Below are 14,526 nucleotides of genomic sequence, written 5' to 3' on the forward strand. Positions count from 1 at the left end.
CGTCCGCGCCCGTCGAGCGGCAGGTGGGCAACTTCCGCTGATGGAGCGGTCGCCGCTCAGCGGACCGTCGCGAACCAGTCGGTGACCGCGGCCGGCAACTGCGTGTCGTCGACGACGGTGTCCGGCTGGATCGGGACCCCGTACCGTTTGCCGGTGCGATCGGCGTCGACGGCGACGGTCAGGTTCACCACCGCTCCGTCGTAGAGGCGGAGCGGCTGGTTGGCGGTGCTGAAGCCGTAACTCGGCTGCCCGAACACGTGCACGTCCGCTTGGCCGATGAACGCGATCGCGACCGCTTCGGCGGAGCTGCCGGTCATCCCGTCGATCAGCACGGCGATGGGGCCGTCCACCTTCTGCTGCGGACTCGTCGCCGCGGCCTGCTGCGCACCATCTGAGGAGACCGTGCCGCCGTCCACCGATACCACGGTGGATCGGTCGACGGCTTCGAACGTCTCGACCGTGCCGTCGTCCAACAGCGGTGCGACGGCCGCGAGCATCGGCCAGACGTTGCCGCCGTGGTTGTCGCGGAGGTCGACGACCCAGTCGGTCGTGCTGGGCGCCGCGTCTGCGATGGCGGTCGTCACCGTGTCGATGTACCGCTGGCCGAAGGAGTCCGGCCCCGTCCCGCCGCCGATCAGGGTCGGCAGGCGGATGGTCGTCACGCCGTCGGTGCTGGTCACGGTCGGGAGCTCGTTGTCCGCTTCGTTCCCGGAGGATGGCCCGAACTGCTCCGCGGCCGCAGCGGGATCGGCGAACGTCGTGTGGGGGCCGCCCAGTTCGGATGCCGCTGCGGCGAGCGGCCCATAAGTGTCGGTGTACACGTCGGCGTCGGCGACCTCGGAGAGCACTCGCGCCCGGACCTCCGCGTACCGCTTCGGCGTCGCCTCGATGCCCTGGCGCATGCCGTCGAGCGCGACCTCCGCGTAGGTCTGCGGCGACGGCGGGACGAGGTAGATCCCGAACGACCGCAGGAGCGGTGCGGCGACGATCGCGCCACCCACGATCACCGCGAGGAGCGACGCCGCGACGACGCCGACGATGCGGCCCCGTCGTCGTCTCCGCCCGGTGATCGGCTGCTGCAGGGGAGAGTGGTCACGGGTGGTTCGGGGCATGCTTCCACGCTACGAACCGCTGCCGCCCGAGGCGTCCGTCCGCAGGACGATCCCGCCTCGTGGACGTCATCCGCGGGCGGGATCGTGGTGCGGCGGTTCGGCGGTCAGCGCCAGTAGCCGTTCGCTGCGGCGACGGTCTGGAAGTTGATCGCGATCACCTGGGAGGCGCCCATCAGGCTGTCGGCGTTCTCCGCATAGGCGACCCGCAGACGTGCGCGGACGTCCGCGTCAGGCTGGGTCATCTTGACGCCGGTTCTCGACAGCTTGATGGCGAGCGCATAGCCATCCTCCGGTGTGGCGGCCAGCAGGGTGGGGAGCCAGGATTCGGTCATCGGGACCACCCCGCTCAGGCTGCAGGGCGAAGCGCCACGGTCGGGAAGTCGACCGGCACCTCGAGCGCGACGTTGAGGTAGTTCGTGAACAGGTTCAGGGCGACCTGGCCCACGATCTCGACGATCTGCTCGTCGGTGACGCCGTGCGAGCGCAGCGCTTCGACGTCGGAGGACGGGACCTGACCCCGGAGCTCGACGAGCCGCAGCGCGAAGGCGAGGATGGCGGCGGTCTTCGGGTCGTGGGACTGCCCGGTCTGCGCAGCCGCCATGGCGTCACGGCTGACACCGGCCTTCCGGCCGAGCGCGGAGTGCGCGGCGAGGCAGTACTCGCAGGAGTTGCGGTTGGCGACGGCGACGGCGATCTGCTCGCCGAGGGCTGCGCCGAGCGAGCTGCTCGCGCCGAACGCGCCGAAGGCCGACCACATGCTCGTCAGGGCAGCGGGCGAGTTCGCGACGGTCTTGAACATTGCCGGAACGGTGCCGAAGGCGGCGCGGATCTGGTCGAGCTGCTCCTTGGTGGTTCCGGTCGCGGTCTCGGGATCGACGAGGGGGATGAGTGACATGGCTGGGTTCCTCTTCTGACTGGCCCGGTGTCTCCGGGGGTGATCCCATCCTGCGCGCCGACACCGGACGATTCGTTGCAATACGTCTGGACTTCGGTGCAGATCGTCTGAGATGCTGGCGGTATGTACCCCGTGGACCGCCTGTCGTCGATGCTCGAACAGTTCCGGATCCGGGCGAGCCTCTTCCACGCGGGCCCGCTGTGCGGCGTCACCACGTTCGCGGCGAGCCCCGGGCGCGGCTTCCTGCACGTGCTCCGCGACGGCGAGATGACCGTCACGCATCAGCACGCCGACGGCCGGATGGAGACCGTCGAGGTCGATCGCCCGAGCCTGCTGTTCTACCCGAGGCCGCTGGAACACGCCTTCCACAACGCGCCGACCGAGGACTCCGAATTCGCCTGCGCCACCATCGACGTCGAGGGCGGTGCCACACATCCGCTCCTCCTCGCGTTGCCGCCGGTCGTCGTGATCCCGCTCGACGCAGTGACAACGCTCCGGCCCGCCCTCGATCTCCTCTTCACCGAGGTCGACGCCGGTGCCTGCGGGCAGCGGGTCATCGTCGACCGGCTGTTCGAGGTGGTCCTCATGCAACTGTTCCGCTGGATGCTCGACCACACGGACGAGGTCGGGTTGCCGGCGGGCCTCCTCACCGGGCTGGCGGATCCCGCGCTGGCACGCACGCTCGTCGCCATCCACGAGGCGCCGGGTGAGCCGTGGACGTTGACGTCGATGGCGGAGGAGGCACGGCTGTCGAGAAGCACGTTCGCGGCTCGGTTCGCCGCGCTGGTCGGGATGCCTCCCGCCGAGTACCTCACCAGCTGGCGCGTGACGCTCGCGCAGGGCATGCTCCGTGCCGGGGAGCCGGTCGGCCGCACCGCCTCGCGCCTCGGGTACGCCAGTGCGCCGGCGTTCTCGCGCGCCTTCTCGCAGCGCGTCGGGTCATCGCCGCGGGCCTGGTCGGCCTCCGCGCTGTCGGCTGACGCGGTGGCCGTGCGGCCGTCAGGGCTGGCATGATGCCACGATGAGAAGCCACCACGTCAGTCGGGTCATCGCCGCCTCGCCGGAAGCCGTCTACGAGTACGCGTCGGACGTCGACAACCTGCCGCGCTGGGCCGCCGGGCTCGCGCAGGCCGCGGTGGTGCGCGAGGGCGACTCACTGTTCGTCGAATCACCGATGGGCCGCGTGGAGGTCCGCTTCGTCGAGCGCAACCGGTTCGGTGTGCTCGACCACGACGTCACGCTGCCCACGGGCACGGTGGTCACGAACCCCGTCCGGGTCCTGTCGCACCCGGACGGCGCGGAGGTGGTCTTCACGGTCCGCCAGATCGAGCTCGACGATGACGAGTTCGCCCGCGACGTCGAGCTCGTCGCGAAGGACCTCGAGCGGCTCGACCAGCAGATCACCGGGACCGATCGTCCTCGTCCATGACCGGCAGTCGGCTCTCCCTTCGGACCGTCGTCCTGGCCGGAGCGCTGCTGCTCGGCGTCGTCGGCTGCAGCCCGTCCGCTCCGTCGCCCTCCGGCGGCCCGAGCGCGACACCGACGTCGTCGGCACCGGCGGTGGTCCCCGCACCCGACCGCTCGGCGGAGTTCCAGGCGCTGGAAGCCGAGTTCGGCGCGCGCGTCGGGGTCAGCGCGATCGACACCGGGTCCGGAGCCCGGTTGTCCTACCGGGCCGATGAGCGCTTCGGATACGCCTCGACGATCAAGGCGCTCGCCGCAGCCGTCTTCCTGCGCCAGGTGCCCGCTGCGGCGCGGGAGGAGCTCGTCACCTGGTCGGCCGAGGACGTCGAGGCGGCCGGCTACTCACCGGTGACGAGCGAGCACATCGACACCGGCCTCACCCTGTCGCAACTCGCCGAAGCCGCGGTCCGCCGGAGCGACAACACGGCACTGAACCTCGTCCTCGCCCGGATCGACGGGCCGAGCGGACTGGACGCCGCGCTCGCCGCCTTCGGGGACGAGGTGATCGAGGTCGTCAACGCGGAGCCGACGCTCAACGTGATCGAGCCCGGCAGCACCGAGGACACCAGCACCCCGGCTGCGTTCGCCGACGACCTGTCCCGGCTCATCGACGGTTCCGTCCTGGAGCCCGCCGACCAGGAGACGCTCCTCACCTGGATGAGCGGGAACGCGACCGGCGACACCCTGATCCGGGCCGGTGCACCCGCCGACTGGCCGGTGGCCGACAAGTCGGGTGGCGCGGGTGGCATCCGAAACGATGTCGCGATCATCCGTCCGCCCGGTCGGGAGCCGATCATCCTGTCGATCTTCACCAACAAACTGGACCCCGACGCCGACTATGACGACGCGCTCGTCGCGGCGGTCGCGAAGGCAGCGCTCTCCGCGTTCGCCGCTACGGGATGAGTCGCTGCTCGCGCAGCTCCTGGAAGATGCCGAGGAACATCGTCTCGGTGTCGACGTACTCGTGGAACCCGGCTCGCCGGGACTTCGAGGTGTCCGCGATGACGTCGTAGTCCCACGAGAACACGAAGTCCCCGAACGTCCATGAGGACACGTCCCGATAGGGCGTGGCGACGAGCCCGTGCCGGTCGACCATCGCGTTCCACAGCGCCTCCTTGTCGGCCATGACCTCGGCGAGCTGCATCTCCAAGGGTGGCGCGACCTCGAGGTCGAAGAACGCGGCGATCTTCGGCCACATCGACGACCACCGGAACAGGTCGCCGTTCGTGATGTTGAACGCCTGATCGCGGGCGTCCTCGGTGGTCGCCGCCCACACTGTCGCCTTCGCGAGGAGGTCCGCGTCGGTCATCTCGATGAGGCTCGTGTAGGCGCCGGGTCGGCCGGGGAAGCGCAACGGGATGCCGAGCTCCTTGCTCATCGACGCGTAGACGGCGATGACCATGGCGAGGTTCATGGGGTTGCCCAGGCCGATCCCGGCGACGACCGAGGGGCGCAGGGCGGACCAGGACCAGCTCGCCCCGTCGCGTCGGCGTTCGAGGAACTGCTGCTGGTCGACGTTGAACTCGGGCGGCATGTGCGGCGGGTCGGACTCCTTCGCGGGTGTCGCGAAGGGGCCGAGGTGCGCGCCGTAGACCTTGTAGCCCTGCATCAGGCTGATGTGCTCGAGGTGCGTCGCGACGGGTTCGACGGCGTCGACGACGTTCGTGAGCATGGCGAGGTTCGGGGCGACGAGTTCGGCCCAGCTCGGGCGGTCCTGATAGGCGGCGTAGAAGATGTGGGTCACCTCGGTCAGCCCGCGCAGTGCCCGCATGGTCGCGTCGCGGTCGAGCAGGTCGACGGCGATGTGGCGGACGACACCTCGGTCCGTCCCACCGCGGCGCGACAGACCGATGACGTCCCATCCGAGCGTCTCGAGGTGGGTGATGAGGTTCCCGCCGATGACGCCGCGGGCGCCGACGACGAGTGCTGTGTGTTGCGTCATGACTTCTCCATCGTTAAATCGTGATTTACCGATGCACAGTCTCACACAACATCGGGAGATCGCGATATAGCGATAGAGTGGGGTGATGGCGAACGCTGACGAGTTGGACCTGGTGGCGGTGTTCAAGGCACTCGGGCATCCGACGCGCCTCGCGATCCTCGGCTGGCTGAAGGACCCCGAGTCGTTCCCGCCCCAGGATCGGCCCGCGAGCGAGGTGGGCGTCTGTCTGAAGCACATCCAGGCGAGGGCGGAGGTCTCGCAATCGACCGCCTCGCAGTTCATGGCGACGCTGCAGCGCGCCGGCCTGGTGACGTGCACCCGCATCGGCCAGTGGTCGCACTATCAGCGCGACGAAGCGGCGATCGAGGCGCTCGGCCGGCGGCTGGCGCTCGACCTCTGACGCAGTCGGTTGTTTCCTTTGGGGAAACACTGTGATAGTTTCTTCAGACGCAACGACTGGAGGTCGATCATGGATCATGAAGACGCACAGGACCGCTTGAACCGGGCGCGAGACGCCTCACGCCGCTCCGCTCGACAGGGAGCACTCACCACCGCCATCCTCACCGCGGTGCTCATCATCGCGCTCGGGGTCGTCGTCGACCTCGACATGGTCTGGTTGCTCGGACTCGTCGCCATCGGCTTCGTCGCCCTGTCCCTCGCGCGGCCGGTGCGACTCCGCCTCGACTGGTCGGATCGGACCGGCGTCCTGCTCCTCACCGCGAGCGGTGTGGCGGTCGCCGTGGTCTACGTCGTGACCCAGTGGATCGCCCGATCCGCGGGTGTCCCCGTACCCAACACGGTGTCGGCGGTCGTCGCAGCCGTGGTCGTGTTCGCCGCCTGCCTGCCCGCGCTGGTGCGGCTCGCGAACGGCTCCGCGACGCTGGGCGGGCGGTCGGGGTCGCGCGATGTCTGACGACCACCGAGCCGAAGACGCCGAGATCAGCCGTCCGGCGCTGAACCCGCTCTTCCACGAGCCCGCCCGCCTCGCCCTGCTGTCAGCGCTCGCGCCCGCTGAGTACACCGACTTCGCCTCGCTCCTCCGCATCACCGGCGTCAGCAAGTCGGCGCTCTCGAAGCACCTCTCGGCGCTTGCCGAGGCCGGGGTGGTCGAGGTCGGGAAGAGCGACACCGACCGCCGCGGTCGACGCATCGCCCTCACCGCGGACGGTCGGGTCGCCTTCGAGTCCTATCTCGACGCCCTCGCCGCGATCGTCGAGCGCGCCCGGCGCTGACGCTGACGCACCGCCGATCCGGCTCTCCTGCGGACTTCCGACGCCCGTCGAAGGCCAGTCCGTCCCGGCCGACGTACGGTGGGTCCACCTCGTCGGACCACGAGGCGAGGAAGGGATCCACCATGGATGATGTCGAGCGGTTCATCAAGCCGGACGTCCCGCCATCCGGCCCCGGCTGTGTCGAGTGCGAGGCGACCGCCAGCTGGTGGCTGCACCTGCGCCGCTGCACGTTCTGCGGCCACATCGGGTGCTGCGACGACTCGCTCAACACACACGCGACGAAGCACGCGACCGCGACCGGCCACCGGGTGATCCGCAGCTACGAACCGGGGGAGGACTGGTTCTACGACTACGGCACGGAGGAGTCGTTCGCCGGTCCCACCCTCGCACCGCCACTCAGCCACCCGCGGTCGCAGACGGTCCCCGGTCCGCACGAGCGGGTGCCGGCCGACTGGGAACGCCTGCTCGGTTCATGACCGCCGTCGGGGAGGTGGCGATCGCGCCGTTGCTGGTGTTCGAGCGGTCCTTCGGGCGCGAGGCGTTCGCGATCCGCGACTACCTCACGCGCAGCGGCGTCCTGTTCCAGACGGTCCTCATCGAGACGGAGGAGGACTGCCTCGACCAGCTCGGAGCCGGGTTGACGGAGACCCGCCTGCCCGTCGTCGTCTTCCCGGACGGCACCCGACTCGCCGACCCGACCCCGGCGCAGATCGCTGAGCACTTCGGCTGGATCAAACGCCCGAAGCGCAGCGAGTACGACGTCCTCGTGTACGGCGCGGGCCCAGCGGGGCTCTCGGCGGCGGTCTATGCGGCGTCGGAGGGCCTCGACGTCGCCGTCGTCGAACGCGACGCCGTCGGTGGCCAGGCCGGTTCGAGCAGCCTCATCGAGAACTACCTCGGGTTCGCGCACGGCATCTCGGGGGCGGCGCTCGCCGAACAGGCGCGGCGTCAGGCGATCGCGTTCGGCGCCGAACTCCTCGTCATGCGGCACAGCTTGAGCCGCAGTTTCGGCGACCACCACATGCAGGCCGAGTTGGCGGACGGCTCCCACCTGTCCGCGCGTGCGGTCATCTGCGCCACCGGGGTGCAATGGCGTCGGCTGGGACTGCCGCTCGAGGACGAGTTCGAGGGCTCCGGGGTGTTCTACGGAGCCGGCACGAGCGAGGCGTCGTCATGCGTGGGCGAGCACGTGTACATCGTCGGGGGCGCGAACTCAGCCGGGCAGGCGGCGATGAACCTCGCGGCGCACGCCGAGCGGGTCACGGTCCTCGTCCGTGGTCCGTCGCTGTCGTCGACCATGTCGACCTACCTCCTCCGTCGCCTGCTCGCGGCTCCGAACGTCGAGATCCTCGTCGACACCAGGGTCACGGCGCTCCACGGTGACGACCGCCTCCGTGCGCTCACCGTCGAGTCCGCGGGCACGACCACTGAGATCCCGGCCACGCGTCTGTTCATCTGCATCGGCGGCCGGCCCAACACCGCCTGGGCGGAGGATTCGGCGGTCGCGCTCGACAGCCGTGGCTTCCTGCTGACCGGCGGGGACCTCCTGCCGGAGCACCTCACCCGGTGGCCGCTCGCCCGGCAGCCGATGCACCTGGAGACGAACCAACCCGGGGTGTTCGCCGCGGGGGACGTCCGAGCCAACTCGATCAAGCGCGTCGCCTCCGCGGTCGGCGAGGGCGCGATGGCGGTCTCGCTCACCCACCGCTACCTGGCCGAGACGTACGGGTAGGCGTGAGACCGGGACCCCGGAGAACGGCCGGCCTGGTCAGGCCTGTCGGGCCGCCCGCCGCGTCATCGCGACACCGGCGAGCACCGTCGTCACCAGCACGAGCGAGACGAAGATGAGCAGCACCTCGATCTCGGGCGCGAAGGTCAGGGCGAACCCGATCGCGAGCACCGGGAGGGCGAGCCCGCAGTAGGCGATGAGGAAGACGAGCGACAGCGTCTCACCGCGGCGGGCCGGGTCGGCGAGGGACGCGGCCGTGGCGATCGCCGACTTGAAGAGGACGCCGACCCCGAGTCCGGCGATGATCCCGCCGACGATGAAGACGCCCAGCTGCGGGAGCAGTGCACCGGCGGCGACGGCGGCGAGACCGACGCCGCAGCTGACGGTCGCGATGAGGAGCTGGCGCTGCAACGGCAGTCGGGCGAGGAGCACCTGTCCGACGGCAGCCGCCCCGAAGACGGAGAACGTCGTCGCCCCGGCGAGGAGGTGGTCCGGTTCGTCGAAGGTGCCGATGAGGATGGTCGGGGCGAGCGAAGTGAACAGGCCGAGCAGCGCGAAGCCCGCGAAGGCCCCGAAGCCGGCTGCGACGAAGGCTCCCCGGGAGGACGCCGGCACCGCGAGTCGCTGCGGTCGATAGCGTCGCTTCGGCTCGCTCTGCTCGACGGTCTCCGGCACCGCGGCGATCACGATCCCCGCGACGATGAGTGCGACGAGGAACACCGCGTGGGGGAGGACCAGCGGATCGGGGAGGAACTCCGCGAAGAGTCCGCCGATGAGCGGGCCGAGGGCGAGGCCTCCGAGATTGCTGGCCCCGGCGACCGAGGCGGCGACCACCGCGTTCTCATCCGGTTTTGCCACCGCTCGCAGCTCGCCGAGGTGTGCGGTCGCGGTCGCGGTGAGGACGCCGATGCTGACGCCGTTGACCACGCGGGCGACGATCAGCCCCTCCACGCTGTTCCACAGCAGGAACAGCACGGCCGAGAGGGCGGAGATGAGGATCGCGATGAGCAGCATGCGCCGTCGTCCGACCCAGTCGCTGATGTGCCCGACGAAGAACAGACTGAAGACGACCCCCACGGCGTAGGCGGCGAAGATGACCGTGATGGTCGAGACGGGGAAGCCGTCCTTCGCCTGATACAGCGCGTACAGCGGTGTCGGGACGGTCGAGTACGCCATCACGAGCAGGAACGTGGTCGCGACGATCCAGAATCCGGCACCGTGCGAGACGCGGGATCGGGTCGGGACGGAGGAGGTCGTCATCGGGTCGCCCTGGCTCTCGGTCGTCGCGGCGGTCAGGGGAGGATCGAGTCGACGTAGCCGCCGTCGACGCGGAGGGCGCCGCCCGTCGTGCCCGACGCGAGTGGCGACGAGAGGTAGACGACGAGGTTGGCGATCTCGATGGGCTCGAGGAGTCGTCCGATGAGCGACTGTGGGCGGTGCAATCGCATGAACTCGCGCTGGGCGGCGTCCCAGTCGAGTTCGTCGCCGACGAGCTGCCGCACGAAGGTCTCGACACCGGGCGTGTGCGTCGGGCCCGCGATCACTGAGTTGACCGTCACCCCGGTGCCGGCCGCCGCCTTCGCGAAGCCGCGGCTCACGGCGAGGAGGGCGGTCTTCGACACGCCGTAGTGGATCATCTCCTCGGGGATGACCACGGCCGAGTCGCTGGCGATGTTGATCACGCGACCCCAACTGCGGGCGGACATGCCGGGGAGCAGGAGCCGGGTGAGCCGTGCGGCCGCCAGCACGTTGACCTCAAGCATCGACCGCCACTGCTCGTCGGTGATGTCGAGCGCCGGCACGGCTTCGAAGATCCCCAGGTTGTTGACGAGGATGTCGACGTGGCCGGCCTCGGCGACGAGTTGCTCCGCACCTTCGGCGGTGCTCGCGTCGGCGGTGATCCCCCGGACCGACTCGACCGACTCTTCGTCGAGTGACAGGACGGCCGCTTCGAGCCGGTCGGCGTCGCGCCCGTTGATGATGACGTCCGCTCCGGCCTCCACGAGTCGTGCCGCGATCGCGTAGCCGATGCCGCTCGTCGAACCGGTCACGAGCGCGGTGCGGCCCGTCAGGTCGAGGGGTATGGATCCTGCGCGTTCGAGTCGCATGGGAGAGCTCCTTGGGCGTCGTGACGGTGGTCGGAAGCCCGGGTCGCGGACCTGCCGGTCCGAGCGTACGCCGCGACCGGACGGCCGTTGTCGGACGTTCGTCGCCGAGGTCTTCGACAGACGTCGAAACCGGTGGTGGTCGTGCCGGGGATCGTCGGGCAGGATGAAGGCATGAGCCCGCCCCAGCCGGTGACCCGACCACGGGACGGACTCGGTACGCCTCCACGACGGCGCCGGGTCGGGGTCTTCCTGTTCGACCAGGTGAAGACGCTCGACTTCGTCGGCCCGGCGGAGGTGTTCACGGAGGCGAACCAACGGGTCGACGGCTACGACGTCCGGTTCTTCTCGCACGACGGACGCGACGTCGTCACCTCCATGGGCTTGCGCGTCGGCGTGGACGCAGCCGCGGCGGACAGCGGCCCGCTCGACCTCGTGATCGTCCCCGGGAGCGAGTCGGCCCCGCAGGTGTACCGACCGGACGAGGTGCAGGCCGCGGTCCGGCTCCTCGCGTCGCGCGCCGACCGGGTGGCGTCGATCTGCAGCGGCGCGTTCGCCCTCGCGGTCACGGGGCTCCTCGACGGCAAATCGGCGACGACCCACTGGAAGTTCACCGGTGCTCTCGCGGCCGCCTACCCGTCGATCGACGTGCGACCGGACTCGATCTTCGTCCGCGACGGCGACACCTACTCGTCCGCCGGGGTCGCCGCCGGGATCGACCTCGCGCTCGCCATCGTGGAGGAGGACCACGGTGCGGACGTCGCACGGTCCATCGCCCAGCTGCTGCTCGTCTACATGCGTCGCTCCGGCGGACAGTCGCAGTTCTCCGCCTCGGTCCGGGCGAAGCCGGCGCGCACCTCGATCGCGAAGGCCGTCGCCGACTACATCCACGGCGACCCCACCCGGGCGGGCTCGCTCGCCGACATCGCCGCCCACGCGAACGTCGGCGTCCGCCACCTCAACCGGGTCATCCGCGACGAACTCGGCATGACGCCGATCCAATACGTGGGATCGCTCCGGCTCGACGTCGCGCTCGGCATGCTGGAGGCCGGCGACACCGTGGGCGAGGTGGCCGCCGCCGCCGGGTACGCCAGCCCGATCGCGTTCCGTCGCGCGTTCGCCGCCCGCTACAACACGACGCCCTCGGAGTACCAGCGGCGGTTCCGGACGACCGGTGCCGGGACGGTCGAGACGTCCCTCCCCGCCCAGGCGCCCCGGGCCGGCGCAGCAGCCGACGCCGGTTCGCCGCTCCAGCGCTCGCCGCGCTAGCGGATCGCGATGGCCGCTTCGGGCGTCACGACCCGGAAGCTGAACGACTCCTCGAGGTAGAGACTGACCGAGTCCGCGATGTGCGCCGCATACCCGAGGGCGATGTCCTGGCCGGACTCGAAGAGAAAGTCGCCACCGCGGCGGCTGATGACGACGGCGCCTTCAATGCCCGGCGTCCACACGATGCCGCCGCCGAGGATCGACTCCAGGTGGGATGAGAGCCGTGCGCCACCCGCGTCGTTCCCACCCGCGACCGACACCCAGCCGGGCGTGTCCACGGCCAGCGCGTACGGGCCGCCGATCCCGGCGCGGGCGAGCGTCTCCACGGCTGCCGCGACCACCTGGGCGAAGCGGGTGGGATCGTCCTCACGTGGCAACGGCTGGTGCGGCGAGGCCGCCGAGATCCCCGTGTACCCCGCCGCAGGCCACTCGGCGAGGATCGCCGTGTTCTCGACGGTCGAGAGGCTCGTGACCGCGTCGTCGAGGGGCGAGAGGTCCACGTCGAGCGCGCCCCTGGCGGCACTGTCGAGTTCGCTGCGGGAGAGGACGAAGTCGGCGCGCACCTCGGTCAGCGGGAGGACGGTGCGTCGGCGGGCGATCACCCCGCCGAGCGGGGCGTCGACGACCGCGCCGACGCGCCCCACGTCGGTGCTCGAGTGCTCCCAGCCGAGCGGACCGGCGAAGTCGACGAGACGTCGTCCACCGAGGACCGGGGTCAGTCTCGTGCGGGCCTCATCGTCGAGCATCTGCCAGGTCTCCTCCGTGATCGGGGCGAGGTGGCGGAAGAGGTGGTTCATGACGTCGTCCTGTCGTCGGCCGGGCGGAGCGACCCGAGGCCGAGTGAGCCGTCGGCCGGCGGTGTCGCGGGGGTGTCGGTGGTGGTGGCTGGAGCGTCGGGCACGGCCGGGTCCGGGTCGTCGTCCATCGCCTCGAGGAACGCGGCGCTGGGCGCGAAGAACACCGAACCGGTCTGCGCGGTCGAGAAGTCGAGGAGCCGGTCGTGCAGGCCGGGAGGGTCGCCGATGAACATCCGCTGCAGCATCCGCTCGATCACCCAGAGTCGCCGGGCGTACCCGATGAAGTACGTGCCGAACTCGCCGTGGGCCGGGCTGCCGAACGGCATGTTGTCCCGGAGGATGTCGTGTTCGGCGCCGTCCACCACGATCGTCGACAGGGTCTTGTGCGACTTCTGGCCGGTCTCGGCGTCGTCGAGCTCGATGTTCTCGGCCTTCGTGCGACCGATGATCGCCTCCTGCTGCTCGGTCGTGAGCGCACGCCAGCGATCCAAGGGGTGCGTGTACTTCTGCACGACGACGTAACTCCCGCCTGCGAACGCGGGATCCTCGTCACCGACGAGGGTCGCGTCGGGGAGGTCCTGGCCGACGGGGTTCGCGGTGCCGTCGACGAACCCGAGCAGGTCCCGCACGTCGAAGAAGCGGAAGCCGACGGTCTCGTCCACGACCTCGACGGCGTCGCCGAGCAGGTCGAGGAACTGCCGCTCGAACTCGAAGCACAGGTCGCGTCGCGCGGCTCGGATGTGGAGCAGCACGTCGCCGGGCGTCGACGGCGCGGTGTGCCGGTCGCCGACGACCGTCGGGAACACGTGGAGTTCGCTCGGCAGCGGACCTCGGGTGAGTTCGCCCCAGACCCGCGCCCCGATCCCGACCGTGCACGACAGGGCGGCGTCGAGGTCGCGGAAGGCGACGTTCTTGAGCACGTCCGCGACGCTCGCCAGCGTGCTGCGGACGGTGTCCATGGCGCCCGCCGCATCACTCACGGTCAGCACGAGGAACACGGCCGTCCCGCTCAGTGGCGCGTCGACGGACTGCGGCTCGATCGGCACCCGACGCGAGGAACTCGTCATCGTGGCACCTCTTCTGCACCGGCGGTGCGGGGGTGCAGCTGCCGGACCGGGGCGATCGCCCGCCGTCCGTCCCGCGCTCGCCGAGCCCCGGACGGAGCCGACGCGCGTCCCGACGCCGGCGTCCGGTCGTTCCACAGGCGCAGCAGCTTCAGCGTCAGGTGCAGCGTGCTCCGCTTCCAGCCGTCCGCAAGGGCTTCCCGCACGACCTCCGGCATCGTGTCCAGGCGGTAGTAGAGCGTCGTGCGGTGGATGTGCAGGCGCTCGCAGGCGGCGACGACGTTGCAGCCGGCGTCGAGGTAGGTCTCGATGGTCTCCAGCCGGACGGGGTCGGCGTGCCGCAACTCGTCGGCGGCGGGAGACACCGCGGTGATGAGGGAGGGGTCCGCCTCGATCGCATGGAGCAACCGCCAACCGCCGAGCTCCTCGGCCCGGGTCGAACCGACCGCCTGGCCGACCTGCCCCACGATGTCGGCCGCCGTGCGCGCCTCGTCGACCGCGTGCAGCAGGTCGTCCTCGTCGGCGTGGAGGGAGGCGGACCCGATCGCGGACACCCGGACCCCTGTCGGGACGACGGAGCCGATCCAGTCGGCGACGGTCCCGGGCGCCCGGCGTTCCGAGGTCACCAGGACGAACTCGCCGAGCTGCTCGAGCACGATCGTGTGGTCCCGGCCACCGTGGCGGAGGGCGCGGGCGAACTCGTCGCGCTGTTGGACGCTCGTCGTGGAGAGCAGGACGGAGCGCACGACGACGTCACCGTAGGCGTCGAGCCAGCGCCGGGTCCGAGCGGTGTGCAGGGCCCGCCGCCGACGGTCGCGGTGGTCGCAGAGCAGGTCGCCGAGGACGAAGGCCCGGTCGTCGGGGACGGACCAGGCGCTGTCCATGGTGTCGCTCGTGCTGCGTTCGCCGTTCATCGG

The 14,526-nt window shown here is 70.5% G+C and carries 18 protein-coding genes; 9 read left to right on the forward strand and 9 right to left on the reverse strand.

Going from position 1 to position 14,526, the window contains the following annotated elements:
* Positions 1-56: 56 nt before the first annotated feature.
* From ASE44_RS13715 to ASE44_RS13725, 3 genes are all read right to left on the reverse strand, one after another.
* A complete protein-coding gene (locus tag ASE44_RS13715) occupies positions 57-1,112 on the reverse strand; it encodes a S41 family peptidase (RefSeq protein ID WP_056780680.1) in 1,056 nt (351 codons plus the stop codon).
* Between the two features lie 104 nt (positions 1,113-1,216).
* The gene (locus ASE44_RS13720; protein WP_056011878.1) at positions 1,217-1,444 is read right to left on the reverse strand and encodes a hexameric tyrosine-coordinated heme protein; all 228 of its coding nucleotides are present in this window, start codon (positions 1,442-1,444) and stop codon (positions 1,217-1,219) included.
* Positions 1,445-1,458: 14 nt separating this feature from the next.
* Positions 1,459-2,007, reverse strand: coding sequence for a carboxymuconolactone decarboxylase family protein (locus tag ASE44_RS13725; protein ID WP_056010419.1), 549 nt, complete (start codon positions 2,005-2,007; stop codon positions 1,459-1,461).
* Between the two features lie 123 nt (positions 2,008-2,130).
* Between ASE44_RS13725 and ASE44_RS13730 the strand changes: the two genes are divergently transcribed.
* From ASE44_RS13730 to bla, 3 genes are read left to right on the forward strand one after another with little or no spacing between them, the layout of a single operon-like run.
* A complete protein-coding gene (locus ASE44_RS13730; protein WP_056780681.1) occupies positions 2,131-3,021 on the forward strand; it encodes an AraC family transcriptional regulator in 891 nt (296 codons plus the stop codon).
* A 7-nt stretch (positions 3,022-3,028) separates the two neighbouring features.
* Positions 3,029-3,436 carry an SRPBCC family protein gene (locus tag ASE44_RS13735; protein WP_056780684.1) on the forward strand — a complete coding sequence of 136 codons (408 nt, stop codon included), beginning with the start codon at positions 3,029-3,031 and terminating at the stop codon, positions 3,434-3,436.
* The gene (gene bla / locus ASE44_RS13740) at positions 3,433-4,374 is read left to right on the forward strand and encodes a class A beta-lactamase (RefSeq protein WP_082456018.1); all 942 of its coding nucleotides are present in this window, start codon (positions 3,433-3,435) and stop codon (positions 4,372-4,374) included. The genes ASE44_RS13735 and bla overlap by 4 nt, the downstream gene beginning before the upstream one ends.
* Here the strand turns inward: bla and ASE44_RS13745 are convergent.
* Positions 4,364-5,413 carry an SDR family oxidoreductase gene (locus ASE44_RS13745; RefSeq protein WP_056780685.1) on the reverse strand — a complete coding sequence of 350 codons (1,050 nt, stop codon included), beginning with the start codon at positions 5,411-5,413 and terminating at the stop codon, positions 4,364-4,366. The two genes, bla and ASE44_RS13745, sit on opposite strands and share 11 nt — an antisense overlap.
* 85 nt (positions 5,414-5,498) lie before the next feature.
* Between ASE44_RS13745 and ASE44_RS13750 the strand changes: the two genes are divergently transcribed.
* From ASE44_RS13750 to ASE44_RS13770, 5 genes are all read left to right on the forward strand, one after another.
* Positions 5,499-5,813: a helix-turn-helix transcriptional regulator gene (locus tag ASE44_RS13750; protein ID WP_056780688.1), complete on the forward strand. Its 315-nt coding sequence runs from the start codon at positions 5,499-5,501 to the stop codon at positions 5,811-5,813.
* 69 nt (positions 5,814-5,882) lie between these two features.
* The gene (locus ASE44_RS13755) at positions 5,883-6,326 is read left to right on the forward strand and encodes a hypothetical protein (protein WP_056780692.1); all 444 of its coding nucleotides are present in this window, start codon (positions 5,883-5,885) and stop codon (positions 6,324-6,326) included.
* Entirely contained in the window at positions 6,319-6,645 is a 327-nt protein-coding gene (locus tag ASE44_RS13760; RefSeq protein ID WP_082456019.1) for a transcriptional regulator, read from the forward strand. The genes ASE44_RS13755 and ASE44_RS13760 overlap by 8 nt, the downstream gene beginning before the upstream one ends.
* Positions 6,646-6,767: 122 nt before the next feature.
* Positions 6,768-7,121, forward strand: a complete 354-nt coding sequence (locus ASE44_RS13765; RefSeq protein ID WP_056780693.1) for a UBP-type zinc finger domain-containing protein — start codon at positions 6,768-6,770, stop codon at positions 7,119-7,121.
* A complete protein-coding gene (locus ASE44_RS13770; protein ID WP_056780697.1) occupies positions 7,118-8,377 on the forward strand; it encodes an FAD-dependent oxidoreductase in 1,260 nt (419 codons plus the stop codon). Before ASE44_RS13765 ends, ASE44_RS13770 begins: the two co-directional genes overlap by 4 nt.
* A 36-nt stretch (positions 8,378-8,413) precedes the next feature.
* Here the strand turns inward: ASE44_RS13770 and ASE44_RS13775 are convergent, their stop codons facing one another.
* Together ASE44_RS13775 and ASE44_RS13780 are read right to left on the reverse strand one after the other, a co-directional pair.
* Positions 8,414-9,634 (reverse strand): MFS transporter, encoded by a 1,221-nt coding sequence (locus ASE44_RS13775; protein WP_056780700.1) that lies wholly within the window; start codon positions 9,632-9,634, stop codon positions 8,414-8,416.
* Between the two features lie 32 nt (positions 9,635-9,666).
* Positions 9,667-10,482, reverse strand: a complete 816-nt coding sequence (locus ASE44_RS13780; RefSeq protein ID WP_369817198.1) for an SDR family NAD(P)-dependent oxidoreductase — start codon at positions 10,480-10,482, stop codon at positions 9,667-9,669.
* 171 nt (positions 10,483-10,653) lie between these two features.
* Here ASE44_RS13780 and ASE44_RS13785 point away from each other — a divergent pair, with 171 nt between their 5' ends.
* On the forward strand, positions 10,654-11,748 hold the full coding sequence (locus tag ASE44_RS13785) for a GlxA family transcriptional regulator (protein WP_082456088.1): 1,095 nt from the start codon (positions 10,654-10,656) through the stop codon (positions 11,746-11,748).
* Here the strand turns inward: ASE44_RS13785 and ASE44_RS13790 are convergent.
* The 3 genes from ASE44_RS13790 to ASE44_RS13800 are packed head-to-tail and all read right to left on the reverse strand — an operon-like array spanning position 11,745 to position 14,523.
* On the reverse strand, positions 11,745-12,545 hold the full coding sequence (locus ASE44_RS13790; RefSeq protein WP_056780703.1) for a family 1 encapsulin nanocompartment shell protein: 801 nt from the start codon (positions 12,543-12,545) through the stop codon (positions 11,745-11,747). The two genes, ASE44_RS13785 and ASE44_RS13790, sit on opposite strands and share 4 nt — an antisense overlap.
* Positions 12,542-13,612, reverse strand: coding sequence for a Dyp-type peroxidase (locus ASE44_RS13795; protein ID WP_082456020.1), 1,071 nt, complete (start codon positions 13,610-13,612; stop codon positions 12,542-12,544). Before ASE44_RS13795 ends, ASE44_RS13790 begins: the two co-directional genes overlap by 4 nt.
* Positions 13,609-14,523: a CdaR family transcriptional regulator gene (locus ASE44_RS13800; protein WP_056780706.1), complete on the reverse strand. Its 915-nt coding sequence runs from the start codon at positions 14,521-14,523 to the stop codon at positions 13,609-13,611. Before ASE44_RS13800 ends, ASE44_RS13795 begins: the two co-directional genes overlap by 4 nt.
* Positions 14,524-14,526 lie beyond the last annotated feature (3 nt).

The organism is Plantibacter sp. Leaf1, assembly GCF_001421315.1.
Lineage (GTDB): Bacteria > Actinomycetota > Actinomycetes > Actinomycetales > Microbacteriaceae > Plantibacter.

Bases quoted from the DNA above. Each gene is read 5' to 3' on its own strand.
- ASE44_RS13715 (WP_056780680.1), bottom strand. From the start codon at position 1,112: ATGCCCCGAACCACCCGTGACCACTCTCCCCTGCAGCAGCCGATCACC.
- ASE44_RS13720 (WP_056011878.1), bottom strand. From the start codon at position 1,444: ATGACCGAATCCTGGCTCCCCACCCTGCTGGCCGCCACACCGGAGGAT.
- ASE44_RS13725 (WP_056010419.1), bottom strand. From the start codon at position 2,007: ATGTCACTCATCCCCCTCGTCGATCCCGAGACCGCGACCGGAACCACC.
- ASE44_RS13730 (WP_056780681.1), top strand. From the start codon at position 2,131: ATGTACCCCGTGGACCGCCTGTCGTCGATGCTCGAACAGTTCCGGATC.
- ASE44_RS13735 (WP_056780684.1), top strand. From the start codon at position 3,029: ATGAGAAGCCACCACGTCAGTCGGGTCATCGCCGCCTCGCCGGAAGCC.
- bla (WP_082456018.1), top strand. From the start codon at position 3,433: ATGACCGGCAGTCGGCTCTCCCTTCGGACCGTCGTCCTGGCCGGAGCG.
- ASE44_RS13745 (WP_056780685.1), bottom strand. From the start codon at position 5,413: ATGACGCAACACACAGCACTCGTCGTCGGCGCCCGCGGCGTCATCGGC.
- ASE44_RS13750 (WP_056780688.1), top strand. From the start codon at position 5,499: ATGGCGAACGCTGACGAGTTGGACCTGGTGGCGGTGTTCAAGGCACTC.
- ASE44_RS13755 (WP_056780692.1), top strand. From the start codon at position 5,883: ATGGATCATGAAGACGCACAGGACCGCTTGAACCGGGCGCGAGACGCC.
- ASE44_RS13760 (WP_082456019.1), top strand. From the start codon at position 6,319: ATGTCTGACGACCACCGAGCCGAAGACGCCGAGATCAGCCGTCCGGCG.
- ASE44_RS13765 (WP_056780693.1), top strand. From the start codon at position 6,768: ATGGATGATGTCGAGCGGTTCATCAAGCCGGACGTCCCGCCATCCGGC.
- ASE44_RS13770 (WP_056780697.1), top strand. From the start codon at position 7,118: ATGACCGCCGTCGGGGAGGTGGCGATCGCGCCGTTGCTGGTGTTCGAG.
- ASE44_RS13775 (WP_056780700.1), bottom strand. From the start codon at position 9,634: ATGACGACCTCCTCCGTCCCGACCCGATCCCGCGTCTCGCACGGTGCC.
- ASE44_RS13780 (WP_369817198.1), bottom strand. From the start codon at position 10,482: ATGCGACTCGAACGCGCAGGATCCATACCCCTCGACCTGACGGGCCGC.
- ASE44_RS13785 (WP_082456088.1), top strand. From the start codon at position 10,654: ATGAGCCCGCCCCAGCCGGTGACCCGACCACGGGACGGACTCGGTACG.
- ASE44_RS13790 (WP_056780703.1), bottom strand. From the start codon at position 12,545: ATGAACCACCTCTTCCGCCACCTCGCCCCGATCACGGAGGAGACCTGG.
- ASE44_RS13795 (WP_082456020.1), bottom strand. From the start codon at position 13,612: ATGACGAGTTCCTCGCGTCGGGTGCCGATCGAGCCGCAGTCCGTCGAC.
- ASE44_RS13800 (WP_056780706.1), bottom strand. From the start codon at position 14,523: ATGAACGGCGAACGCAGCACGAGCGACACCATGGACAGCGCCTGGTCC.